We start from the raw sequence: 10,780 nt of genomic DNA, 5'->3' as shown, positions 1-10,780 counted from the left end.
GCAGAGAACTACCTCGCTGCCCTCAAACTTGTGGCAATTCGCATCTGGCTACGCGGTAATGAGTCTACGTCCTAGTATCGTGGCCTCGGCTTCAGCCGCGGGGAAGCGGCTTCCTCAAAGAAAGGCCAGTGGGTGTGCGCGCAATGCCTCTAACTTTGTAGCAACGGACGGCGAATTGGCGCGCGGCACGCTGGTTAGCTGGTCAGCCGTGAATCTCGAGCTTCCTTCAATAACCGTTCAAAGGTCAGCCTTCCTGCGTGAGCAGTGTCGAGAGCACGATCAAGAAGAGCAAACGCGATATCGAAGTCGTCTTCGGCGACCGCCTCCGCCAAGGAACCTGTTGGCGGCGTACAATCGAAATAGAGCCCGTCGTTCTCATCGAAGGCGAACCCGGCAGTGTCGCCTTTCTCCGCCGCAGAGCGGAACGCCCGCCGCCACGCACTGCGCTTGATCCCGTCGAAGCCCAACCAGATGCACAGTCTGCCGCCCCCAACACCGGCCAGTCTAGCGAGGTGGAAATACGTTTCACCTTCAAGGCCATTGCCACTGTCCCCAGGGCCGAAGCCCATCGCAAACCAGCCCAACTGATCGTCGTCGCTTTGCTTCCATTCGTTAGGCGCAATCCAAATGTCGCTATCAGTTTCATATGAGCCCAGCCAGCCTTTGCGTTCTGCCCATTGCTCCATTCGTTCCGCAATCTGTGTCCAAACCCTTTGTTCGATGGCCTCTATTTGCCGAGCAGTCGCGTCAAGGTCCGCTAAGTTTGAGATGATCAGCCGGTCGAGTTCCGGGTCTTTATTCATGGCTCACCTGAAAGTGTTGATGTGGCTTGAAAACTGGTGAAGGAGATTACCGGCCTCTGATGCGTCAGGCCGATCGCGCACCGCCTTGCTCGCTGCCTTGGCCAATTTGCGCCAAGTGAGATGGGGCACCCCCTCCGGAAGCGCCTGGGATGGTCGAGGGCTTAAAAAAATTAGGGCGGCGCTTTTATTGAAAAGGCGCGCCTTCCTTTGGAGTATCAACTGATAGTCGCTCAGTTGTCGTGGCCTCTCCAAAGCTTCGATCTTTACCTCCATGCCGAGCAGGAAGCGCCGCCCCTCCAGCACTATGTCAATGCGGGTTTCTCGGGCACCCAGCGGACATGCCTCAGTCATGACAGAATAGGGCTCCATCACATCGATCGCGGCGAACGCGGGGTAGCCCAGGCCGACCTCCTCAAGAATGTTTGCCAGGAAGGCCCGAGATAGGCCGCCGAGTTGCTGAGGATCGAGAAGCGTCGCCAGCACGGCAGCGTTTCGAACCTCGTCCTTCTTCAAGCCAGCCATTGCCCACACGTTCAGATGGCGCCCCTTCGTGCGGCTCTGTTCCAGATGGGGACGCAGGGCTTTAACAATCCGACCCAGCCGCTCGGCGCTTGGCAATGCTGACGTCGGACTGACGGGGAGCCGCAGTAGCGGCCCTGCAGCTCTCAAGAACCCGGCGAGACGTTCGGCGTTCACGTCCACACTTGCGACCACTGCCTTCATGCGATTGCATACTCTCGATAAACTCGTGCGCCAGCCGCCGATGGTCAGAGATATCCTGGAAGCGGTAGCCGGCCGTCATTATTCTCGGCCATTGGTGTGACGCCGAACGTTCTCTTAGCGACGATCGATCGCCAACGCTATGCAGCGCCAAAAAGTTGTGTCATGGCACCAGCGATGAGCTTGATGATAGGGCTCAACAGTGGCCAGGCCGCTCCATCTGTCATGCCGTTTATTGATCTCCGTATTGGTGTGCTGGCAGGCACCATCGAGTTCTGAAAGCAATAGGGTACCTGATAGGCACCGCCGAAGAGCATCCGGTGCCGCTGCCAAAAGCGACGAGCAATTAGCGGACGCCGGGGTAAGACGAGTGTGGCCGCCTGCTTCGGGTGCCCAGGCCTTACGTCGACGCTCTTATTGTACAAGAATTGGACAGATTTCATTCGGCCAAGAAGCAGTTGTTTGTTTTTATTAGCCTTTCTATTTCAAACCAATTTCAGTTTACGCCTTAAGACGGCATACTTGTGGACTTTGACGGTTGGCGGGATAAAAATCACCAATCCGCCAGCGGGTCGTCGAATGGTACCGGTTCGCTGTCACCGTCGTGGCGGACTTCCGGCTCTTCAGGTCTTGAAGATGGGGCGGCAGGCGAGGTTCGGGCAGCGAGGCGCTCGCGGCGGCGTCTGGCGAGCTCTTGAGCGGCCGCGGTGGGGGCGTGTTGCTCTCTGGAGGTGTCAGGGGCCTTGGTGATCATATCCTTGAGCAGGAAGTCCAGCGTGGCGCGGGCAGCTGTCGCGTCCGTCGCGGTAGGTCGGGGCGGCAGGCGCAGCCAATGCCGATTCCGAGCGTATCTGTCTTCGTAACTGCGTTCCGCTTCGGCGGCCCGGCTTGCGGTGCGTTCGGCTCGCCCGGTCCGTTCGGCCTGCTTTAGGGACTGTCGCAATGTTGTAACATTATCTCGCATCCACCTGTGCAATGTCATACGGCTGACGCCGAACTCGGCTGCAATGTCCCCAAGCGAATATCCCTGCGCTATAAAGCCTCGCAGCGTCTCAGCCATCTCTGGTTTGAAGAGGCTCGGGCGGCCCATGGTCTCAAAACATGCACCAGCGTTCAGGGTTCTGCAGCCAGTCCATAAGCAACCTGCGCTCGGCTGAGTCCGGCACCTCTTGCAGCCGCGTCGGCACCTGATGCTTCGGATTTGGTTTGCGAACCTTCGGCGCTAGGCACAGGCGAGCTCGGGCCGCTGCGAATTTAATGATCACATTCATGTCGGTCGATCCTTTCGAGCTGTCGATTCCGTCATCTTGAAGGAGGAGCCTGACGCGACTGTACGCGACCTCTGTAGTAGGACGTCTAGGAGCTGTTGTGGCGTGTATGACACCTCTTCTGAGTATCGACGTCGCGCCAGATAAAACGGCGTCCAACGCCGCTCTAGACGGTGCATTATGAGGTTGCGTACAGTCGCGTCATAACCATTGATTTCATTGGTTTTTTCCCGGCGGCAGTCTGCCACCTAAACCGCCTATGGAGCGGACGTTTTGCTTAAGTTTGATCCCTCTGTAGCCACGCCCGGCGTCCGATCGGGACACGGCGACGCCTTTCTGTGCCGTCAGCTTCTCGGCGAAGTCCTTTCTGTTGCCGACATGCTCCCTGCCTTGCCGGGCGTAGTCGTCATAATCGCTGAACAGGTCGGCGCTGGATGTCCATCCGTTGGGGTCGAGCTCGCACTGCTCGGCCAACCAGCGGCCGAATGTGTCTTCTTCTGCAAGGTACGCTTCCGATGCCGCCACGACGGCTTGAGGGGGATTGATCCCCGTTTCCTGCCAGTCGAGGCAGCCTTCGATCAGCCAGTCGAGAATGGCCGGCCACTCGGCTTTCAGCTTTTCCTTCAAGTCCGGATCGCGCTCGGCCTTCGGGATGGTGACCGTGAACGGCACCAGATGCAGACGTCGCCTGATCGCCTCGTCGACCGTCTTGAGCGATGGCTTGTGATTGCCGGCGATGATCAACTTGAACTGCGGAGCGAACTCGAAGAAGTCCTGCCGCATGAAGCGCGCGCTGATCAGGTCGCCGCCGGTGAGCTGCTTGAGCTTGGTCTCGTCCCACTGCCGGCCTTCCTCTGTCTCGGCGGTCGTCACCAGTCGTGCGCCTCGCAGCCCCGCCACATCGGTCGGGTGCTTCTCGTTTCTCGACGCGGCAAAGGTCTCGAACGGCGCGGTGGTGTGGTAGTCACCCAAGATGCCTGCTGCTACGGACAGGAAGACCGACTTGCCGTTGTTGCCGGTACCGTGGAAGAAGGCCAGGGCGTGCTCGATGGTGACGCCGGTCAGCGCGTAACCGCCGAAGCGCTTCAGGAAGTTCTGAAGATCGCGGTCGCCGTCGGTGACGCGCGCTAGGAAAGCCTGGAAGATGGGGAACTCCATCTCGTTGTCTGGCGCGACCGTCGTGATCTTCGTCATGTAGTCGTCGGCGCGGTGCTGGCGCATCGCGCCGGTGCGCAGGTTGACCACGCCGCCCGGAGTGTTGAGCAGCCATAGATCAGCGTCCCACTGGTCAGACGTCGCGGCAAGCCGTCGGTCGGACTGCGCCAGGCGCTCGACCGCTGCAACCGTTTTGGCGCTCGCCAGAACCTTGCCCAGCCGGGCGTCGTCGCAACTGGCGGCAGCACGCCGGCACGTCTCGCGCGCTCGATCGAATGGCTCGCGGGTCTTCTCGGTCCTCCAGCAGCGACCGTCGAAGAGCATCCACTTGCCCCACGCCGCGACGTACCGGTACCTGTCGCGGTGCTCGGCGGCGAAGCTAAGCGCCAACGCCTCGTCGGAGAACGCTGGTGGTCGCGTGTCTTCGTCCGACGCTAGCAGGTCGCCTTCGCCGCCCAGACCGACGCTGGCGCCGACTTCTGCGGCGCGACGTTCAGCCTTCGCGCTGGCCACGGCCTTGTCCAGAGCGCCGACCGGAATGCCGATTTCCCTGGCCGTCTCTATGCGAACCAGATCATACTCGAGACGAGGCAGCAGGGAGAGTTCTTCGACTACCGGACGAAGGTCGGCACCGGTGCGTTGTGTGCCGTTGGTCATTTGCGTGAACCCTTTTTCGCAGCAGCTCGCCGCAGTGCTTCGTCAAGGATGTCGATTGTGGTCGGCCGCTGCGCCGCCCTTGGCGCCGCGAACATGCCCGAGACTTCCGGCTGCATGCGCCAGTCCGGCTTGGCCTTGTCCGCCCAGAAAAACACGGTTCTGGCGCCGGATCGGGCTTCACCCGCGAAGGTGTCCCATTTGTCGTATGTAGCGCCGTCGTAGGTGTCGGACTTCCTCGACCACGTGTCCCACAGCTCAAGACCTTGGGCGCTGCCGTCGGTGGCGTGGTAGAGCGCCGCGCCTATGGCGATCCAGCGATCGTACGTTTCCGGGTAGATGGACATGACGGACATGGCGGCGGTGAGCAACGGCAGTGGTGCGTGCGGGTCGGCCGCCGGCCTGCGCTCGGCGGATTGGTTTCTTATGACCTTCCTAGCCCAGCCGGCGTCGGCACAGATGCGATTGACATAGCCGAGGAGGGCGAAGGCATGCTTTTGCGTCATGAGCGACAGCGCCGAATTAGGCGTCTCGAAAAGCTCCTGGTCCGGCCAGTAATACGGCTTGCCTGTGCCGGGGTGGATCGCATACGCGACGAACTGCTGACCGTTGGCGAGTATCTCGACCTTGTGCTCATTGCCGTCCGGCGAAACGAACGTGTCGGACTTCAACTTCTTGAACGGCGTCTCGGTCCTGTAGACGAAGAGCTCACGCGGCGGCTGTCCTATGCGGGCAATCGTGGGTCCGATGTTGTCGACGCACCAGTCATAGGTCTTCTCGATCAGCCATGGCGAAGGCGTGTCAGCGTCGACCGCCGGCGTGTCTTTGGTCTTCACGCCGACGCCGTGGTGGCTATACATGCGGCTGCCCTGTGGGGTGACGAGAAGGGCGCTGAAATCCATCTTCGGCCAGCCCTTCACGAGGCACTCTTTCGTGTCCGGCTTGATCGGCAGGATGCCATAACCTTGCTCGGCAAGACGCGGGCCATGAGTACGAAAGAAGCCGGTCACGGCGCCAGTTCCATCAGTTCGCGACGGGCTTTTGCTGCCGTTCTAAGCGCCGCCAGACTGTCCTGCAGCTTCGGCGCCTTGGGAGGTTCGATCGGTGCTACCTGATTGGTCTTGGCGGCATGCCGCGCCAGCAGCTTGGCCGCGTAGGCCGCTCCCGCTTCTGTGACGATCCCGCTCGGTTGGCCAGCTAGGTCGATGCGAATGCCGCCCGCCATCTGGCAGCCGCGCAAGTAGCCAGACCCGCCCGCATAGTATTTCAGCCCGAGTGTGACTTCGGTCAGGCCGTGGCCGGCGGACAGCATGTCTTCGCGAATACCGATCTTCAGCGGTTTTCGGAAACGTAGATTGAATGTGTGAGGGTAAAGCTCTTGCCAAGCCGCCACGATATCGCGGGGGGCGGGTTTTGCATCTTCGGTGAACATTGGACAGCCTCGGTCTGGCCGTCGCGTTGACTGAACAGAGAGCTAGAGCTACAAGGTGGCGTTCTAATCTGCACCCCAGATGATCTAACTCGCCGCCCTTGCCTCTCGCGAGGGCGGTTTCATTTCATGCAGCGGATGGGGCGCCGCGCCGCGCATCTTCTGCGGCCTCGCGCGAACGTACCCACTCGGCCTCAGCCTCTGGGCTGATGCGAACCAACTTGCCGGCGGTGTATTCGCGGGGGCCAAGTCCGGCTGCTTTCATGTTGTAATAGGTGGATCGGCTCACCCCATGCCGGCGGCAAAATCCGTTTATCGACGCGTCGCGAAGTGCGGGCTCATAAAGTTCGGTAGCGCGCTGAGCGTGCGACTTCAACGTTTCGGTGTACATTTGACTGCATCCTCTTTTCGGACCTTCCGAGGCGGTGGTTTGTCCGGGCAGGTCGTTGCTGATGCAGCAGTAAGTAGCTAGGTCGGCCCGGGTGGTCATAGGAATAGAACCGGCGCTATTGTTACTAACGCGCGTGCTTTCGCCATTTAGACAGGATTTTGACGATCGCATCCTCGCTGAGGCCGGCCATAGCGGCGACGCGCGAACACGCGCTATGAGCCGACTGATCGTTATGACGAGCTACGAAATTCCGCGTCTCTTTGAACCCGGACATCTGCAACGCCATCACGCTGAGGACGATGACAAAGTCGCGTTTGCTGTTGGTGCCTGGTTTTGGGCCTTTTCGCCCCGATGCTACGCCGTCGAGCCTATTGAGCACGAAGGGAACCAAAGTAGGCGGAACTGGCTTGCCGACGGTAATGAGTTCCTTTGCCATCGCGATTGCCTCACCGTCGACGTCCTGCCCGGCAAAATCCGCCACGCGCAACCGCACTCTCGCATCGGCCTCGACTGCCCGCAGTTCGTCGGGCACACCAGCCGACGACTGCCTCGCTTCATAATTCGCCATTACGCGCTTGTTACGCTCGGTCGTCAGCCCGAGCGCGCTGGCGGGGCCATCACGCAGGGCCTTGTCGTAGAAGGTGTGCACGGCTTCCGCCACTGCGTCCTCGAAGCGGCAGCTCGGTTGCGGAGCGATTGCTGCGTTAAGAATGTTACGCCACGCTACGCCAAGGTAGTGGTTGCTCGCCTCCGGCATCGACCTGAAGAAGCCACCGCTGTGTGGAACGACCGCGCCGGAGAGAATGTGTTGCCAGGACAAGGCAACGATGCTCTCCATGAGCCGCTGGTGCAACTCGGCACGGCCGGCAATTTCCTCAGCCGGATCGCCAATGGCCTCATCGGGCGCTGCGGATTTTATTTTCCTGGGCTTGACGTTGTTGCTGTTCATCGTCCTCTCACCGCGCCCCTATCCGCACGACGTTGTCGCCATCGGCCGGCGGCATCATGGGCACGATCGCCGCGCGTGCCATGTCTTCGAGCCCGTCGACAATCCACCGGCCATAGTGCCGTTCGATCATGGCCACGCTCGTGTCGTGCAGAGCCGCGACCAGCCTGATCGGCAAATTGGCACGGATGCCGCGAACGATGCTGGAGTGGCGAAGGCTGTACATGATGACGTCGGGCATGTCGGTCCGCTCGCGGATCGCCTTCCATGCCTTGGCGGCGTCGGACGATGTCTGCCACGGGCCCCGGCCGGCCCGCTCCCACTTGATGCCGCCGGAAGGCTGGCGATATTGCCAGCGCTCCAGCAGCATGGCGTCGGGGGCCCGGCCCGTCACGATCGGGCGCAAGGCCTCGACGATGGCGGCTTCGACCGGCACAGCGATTGAGCCCGACTTTCCCTTACCCTTGCGGCTGGAGGGCACCATCAAACGCCCTTCCTTCAACTGGGCGTCGCGCACCCTCATCCTGCAAATCTGGCTGAAGCGGGCACCGGTGGCGTTGAGCACCAGCACAAGCCGATAGAGGTCACCATCCCAGCCGAGTTCGTCGTCTACCTGTCGAGCAGCAACCAGCAGCCGGACGATCTGTCCGTCGGTCAGGATCTGGTTTTCCCGTGCGACCTCGACGCTGTCGTCGACGTCGACGTCAGACTTCAGACCGGCATTGACGACCAGCGCCGGGTTAAGCTGCTTTCGCTGGCTATGCAGTGCGGCTTTAAGGTCGTTGACCAGCCGCTGCTTGGTCGTCTCTTTGAGCGCGGCCGGCAAGCCCGCGCGCCACGAGGACAGATGGTCGTCGGTCAGGGTAGACAGCGCCACGCCGGCCAGGGGCGAGGCGGCAACCGCTTCCTGCTTGCCGCGTTTGCCTTGCCCGAGCACGTACCGACCCAAACGCCGGCTTGCGTCAGAGCGAACGGCGCGCGCCCTACGACGCGTGTCGCGGGCATCGCGGGTTACAACGTAAGCGGTGACGACGTCGGCGACGGTGAGCGGTGCCACGTCGGCTGTCGACGGCGGCGTCTCGACAGTAGCAGCGAACGCCCTAGCCGCAGCCTGCGCTTGCCAGAAATCGAGGATGGCCGCGCCGTCTGCGTCGCGGACGTCGTCGGCGACGCCCACTTTCTGCACGAGGTAATCCTGCTCGCCTTTATAGAACCGTGCAACCCAAACGCCGCCGGTCTTCCCCTTACGGTAGCCGACATGCAGGCCGGCTCCGATGGCCGTGTAATAGGGCTTGCCGCGTTGAGCGAGTTTCGCTCTAGCCGTCCTGCTTTCCAGATGCGTATCCCGTACTCGCTTGGCCATAGCCTGCTCCGTTTGTCCAACGATTTGTCCAATATATGCACTTGGACAGGGATGTACAAGCACGGGCTCAGTTGCGCAAAAGCCACGATCTCCAGGACTTTCGTTGGATCAGGCTGGATAAAGCTGGATTGTTTTCAAGCCCTTTTAAGGCGTGAATCGTGGTTCGAGCCCATGAGCGGGAACCAGCTGGCGAACCAGATCGGCGGCAGGCCAGATCGGCGGCGACGCTAGCGGCCGAGCTTGCTTGCCGCGCCTGCCAAGGCTTCGATCTCGTCCCATTTGCCGGCTTTGACCAGATCGTCCGGCGCCACCCAGGAACCGCCGACGCAGATAACGTTGGGCAGGCTGAGATAGTCGGCGGCATTCTTGCCGGTGATACCGCCGGTCGGGCAGAATTTCACGTCGGCAAGCGGCGAGGCGAAGGCCTTGAGCGAGGCGATGCCGCCCGACTGTTCGGCCGGGAAGAATTTCAGGAAGCGCAGGCCGGCTTCGCGCGCGGCCATGACCTCTCCCGGCGTGATGGCGCCGGGCAGCAACGGCACGTCGCTGTCCCTGGCTGCCGCGAGAAGCTCGCGGGTGATGCCGGGGCTGACGATGAACTTCGAACCGGCGGCCGCCGCCTCGCCGAACTGGCGGGCATCCAGGATGGTGCCGGCGCCGACGACGGCGTCTTCGACCTCGCCCGCCACACGGCGGATCGCCTCCAGCGCGTCGGCGGTGCGCAGCGTAATCTCGATCGCCGGCAGGCCGCCGCGGGCCAGCGCCCGGGCCAGCGGCACCGCGTCGGCAACATTGGCGATCTTCAGCACCGGTATGACCTGCTGGCCGTTGAGGAGCGACAGGAGCTTTTCGGTCGTGCTGGGCATTCGTCGTCTCTCCTCTGTTGATCAAGTCGACCGGTTAGCAGAAGGCGGTTTTTCTGTCCACGAAACGGAGCGTGTCGCGATGTCACGCGTGGTGTTCGAAACCCACCCGCGGTCAGACCGCTCCCGGCTCTGCCTTGATCCGGCTGCCATGAGTGTTTAGTGGCTTGGTGATGACACTGCCCAGCCCAGTCTTCCGCGTCGCCGCGCTTTACCGGTTTGCCCGGCTCGACACCTTCGAGGCGCTGCGCGCGCCGCTCGCCGCCTTCTGCTGCGCACGCGGCATCAAAGGCACGCTGCTGTTGGCGCGTGAGGGCATCAACGGCACGGTCGCCGGCAGCGAAACGGCAATCGCCGCGCTCATCGATCATCTCGAATCCATCGAAGGTCTCGCCGGCCTCGAGATCAAATATAGCAGCGCCGCAACGATGCCGTTCCACCGCATGAAGGTGCGGTTGAAGCGCGAGATCGTCACCATGGGCGTGGACAATATCGATCCGGCGGCTGGTGCGGGCACCTATGTCGCGCCGGCCGACTGGAACGCACTGATCTCGGATGCCGGCACCATCGTCATCGACACGCGCAACGCCTACGAGGTGTCGCTCGGCACGTTCAAGGGCGCTGTCGATCCCGCTACCACCAGCTTCCGCGAATTCCCGGCCTGGGTCGAGCAGCATCGGCACGAGCTCGACGGGCGCAAGGTCGCCATGTTCTGCACCGGCGGCATACGCTGCGAAAAGGCGACGGCCTATGTGAAGTCGCTCGGCTTCGAGTATGTGTTCCACCTCAAGGGCGGCATTCTGAAATATCTCGAGGATGTGCCCGCCGAACAGAGCCTCTGGCAAGGCGAATGCTTCGTCTTCGACGAGCGCGTTTCGGTGTCGCACGGGCTGCTCGAAGGCGAGGCCGAACTCTGCCGCGCCTGCCGGCATCCGTTAGTCGCGGAAGACCGGCTGTCGCCGAAATATGCTACCGGCGTCTCATGCCCGCATTGCTTCGATGCCCGTTCAGACGAGGATCGCGCCCGCTACGCCGAGCGCCAGCGCCAGGTCGAGCTGGCGCAAGCGCGCGGCGATTGCCACATCGGAACTTAGATTCACGTTAAGCAACAGAGAAGCGCGGAACGAGGCTGCAGCGCTTTGATTTCCGCGTGAAATCCCAGCAGATGTCGGTTCGAGGTCATGCGTG

11 protein-coding genes are annotated in these 10,780 nt (G+C 61.7%); 1 reads left to right on the top strand and 10 read right to left on the bottom strand.

Annotated features, from left to right (window positions below):
* Positions 1 to 194: 194 nt before the first annotated feature.
* The 10 genes from AC0L2P_RS02295 to AC0L2P_RS02250 all read right to left on the bottom strand — a co-directional run bounded on the left by AC0L2P_RS02295 (position 195) and on the right by AC0L2P_RS02250 (position 9,595).
* Complete coding sequence (locus tag AC0L2P_RS02295) at positions 195 to 803, bottom strand: hypothetical protein (RefSeq protein WP_473499631.1); 609 nt, start codon at positions 801 to 803, stop codon at positions 195 to 197.
* A 3-nt stretch (positions 804 to 806) separates the two neighbouring features.
* Positions 807 to 1,526: a PD-(D/E)XK nuclease family protein gene (locus tag AC0L2P_RS02290; protein ID WP_473499630.1), complete on the bottom strand. Its 720-nt coding sequence runs from the start codon at positions 1,524 to 1,526 to the stop codon at positions 807 to 809.
* 550 nt (positions 1,527 to 2,076) lie between these two features.
* On the bottom strand, positions 2,077 to 2,613 hold the full coding sequence (locus tag AC0L2P_RS02285; protein WP_473499629.1) for a helix-turn-helix domain-containing protein: 537 nt from the start codon (positions 2,611 to 2,613) through the stop codon (positions 2,077 to 2,079).
* A gap of 394 nt (positions 2,614 to 3,007) precedes the next feature.
* Positions 3,008 to 4,603: a phage/plasmid primase, P4 family gene (locus tag AC0L2P_RS02280; RefSeq protein ID WP_473499628.1), complete on the bottom strand. Its 1,596-nt coding sequence runs from the start codon at positions 4,601 to 4,603 to the stop codon at positions 3,008 to 3,010.
* On the bottom strand, positions 4,600 to 5,610 hold the full coding sequence (locus AC0L2P_RS02275; protein ID WP_473499627.1) for a PriCT-2 domain-containing protein: 1,011 nt from the start codon (positions 5,608 to 5,610) through the stop codon (positions 4,600 to 4,602). The genes AC0L2P_RS02280 and AC0L2P_RS02275 overlap by 4 nt, the downstream gene beginning before the upstream one ends.
* A complete protein-coding gene (locus AC0L2P_RS02270) occupies positions 5,607 to 6,032 on the bottom strand; it encodes a ProQ/FINO family protein (protein WP_473499626.1) in 426 nt (141 codons plus the stop codon). Before AC0L2P_RS02270 ends, AC0L2P_RS02275 begins: the two co-directional genes overlap by 4 nt.
* Positions 6,033 to 6,156: 124 nt before the next feature.
* A complete protein-coding gene (locus AC0L2P_RS02265) occupies positions 6,157 to 6,420 on the bottom strand; it encodes a transcriptional regulator (protein WP_473499625.1) in 264 nt (87 codons plus the stop codon).
* A 124-nt stretch (positions 6,421 to 6,544) separates the two neighbouring features.
* The gene (locus tag AC0L2P_RS02260) at positions 6,545 to 7,369 is read right to left on the bottom strand and encodes a hypothetical protein (RefSeq protein ID WP_473499624.1); all 825 of its coding nucleotides are present in this window, start codon (positions 7,367 to 7,369) and stop codon (positions 6,545 to 6,547) included.
* Between the two features lie 7 nt (positions 7,370 to 7,376).
* Entirely contained in the window at positions 7,377 to 8,729 is a 1,353-nt protein-coding gene (locus AC0L2P_RS02255) for a tyrosine-type recombinase/integrase (protein ID WP_473499623.1), read from the bottom strand.
* Between the two features lie 227 nt (positions 8,730 to 8,956).
* Complete coding sequence (locus AC0L2P_RS02250; RefSeq protein WP_473499622.1) at positions 8,957 to 9,595, bottom strand: 2-dehydro-3-deoxy-phosphogluconate aldolase; 639 nt, start codon at positions 9,593 to 9,595, stop codon at positions 8,957 to 8,959.
* A gap of 170 nt (positions 9,596 to 9,765) precedes the next feature.
* On the opposite strand from AC0L2P_RS02250, the gene trhO reads away from it, so the two are divergent.
* A complete protein-coding gene (gene trhO, locus AC0L2P_RS02245) occupies positions 9,766 to 10,686 on the top strand; it encodes an oxygen-dependent tRNA uridine(34) hydroxylase TrhO (RefSeq protein ID WP_473499621.1) in 921 nt (306 codons plus the stop codon).
* Positions 10,687 to 10,780 lie beyond the last annotated feature (94 nt).

Source organism: Mesorhizobium sp. WSM4836 (genome assembly GCF_055811815.1).
The sequence above is the reverse complement of the archived record's forward strand: the minus strand, read 5'-3'. Positions and strand labels throughout refer to the sequence as shown.

Excerpts from the sequence above, each read along its gene's own strand:
- AC0L2P_RS02295 (WP_473499631.1), bottom strand. The coding sequence starts at position 803 with ATGAATAAAGACCCGGAACTCGACCGGCTGATCATCTCAAACTTAGCG.
- AC0L2P_RS02290 (WP_473499630.1), bottom strand. The coding sequence starts at position 1,526 with ATGAAGGCAGTGGTCGCAAGTGTGGACGTGAACGCCGAACGTCTCGCC.
- AC0L2P_RS02285 (WP_473499629.1), bottom strand. The coding sequence starts at position 2,613 with ATGGGCCGCCCGAGCCTCTTCAAACCAGAGATGGCTGAGACGCTGCGA.
- AC0L2P_RS02280 (WP_473499628.1), bottom strand. The coding sequence starts at position 4,603 with ATGACCAACGGCACACAACGCACCGGTGCCGACCTTCGTCCGGTAGTC.
- AC0L2P_RS02270 (WP_473499626.1), bottom strand. The coding sequence starts at position 6,032 with ATGTTCACCGAAGATGCAAAACCCGCCCCCCGCGATATCGTGGCGGCT.
- AC0L2P_RS02265 (WP_473499625.1), bottom strand. The coding sequence starts at position 6,420 with ATGTACACCGAAACGTTGAAGTCGCACGCTCAGCGCGCTACCGAACTT.
- AC0L2P_RS02260 (WP_473499624.1), bottom strand. The coding sequence starts at position 7,369 with ATGAACAGCAACAACGTCAAGCCCAGGAAAATAAAATCCGCAGCGCCC.
- AC0L2P_RS02255 (WP_473499623.1), bottom strand. The coding sequence starts at position 8,729 with ATGGCCAAGCGAGTACGGGATACGCATCTGGAAAGCAGGACGGCTAGA.
- AC0L2P_RS02250 (WP_473499622.1), bottom strand. The coding sequence starts at position 9,595 with ATGCCCAGCACGACCGAAAAGCTCCTGTCGCTCCTCAACGGCCAGCAG.
- trhO (WP_473499621.1), top strand. The coding sequence starts at position 9,766 with ATGACACTGCCCAGCCCAGTCTTCCGCGTCGCCGCGCTTTACCGGTTT.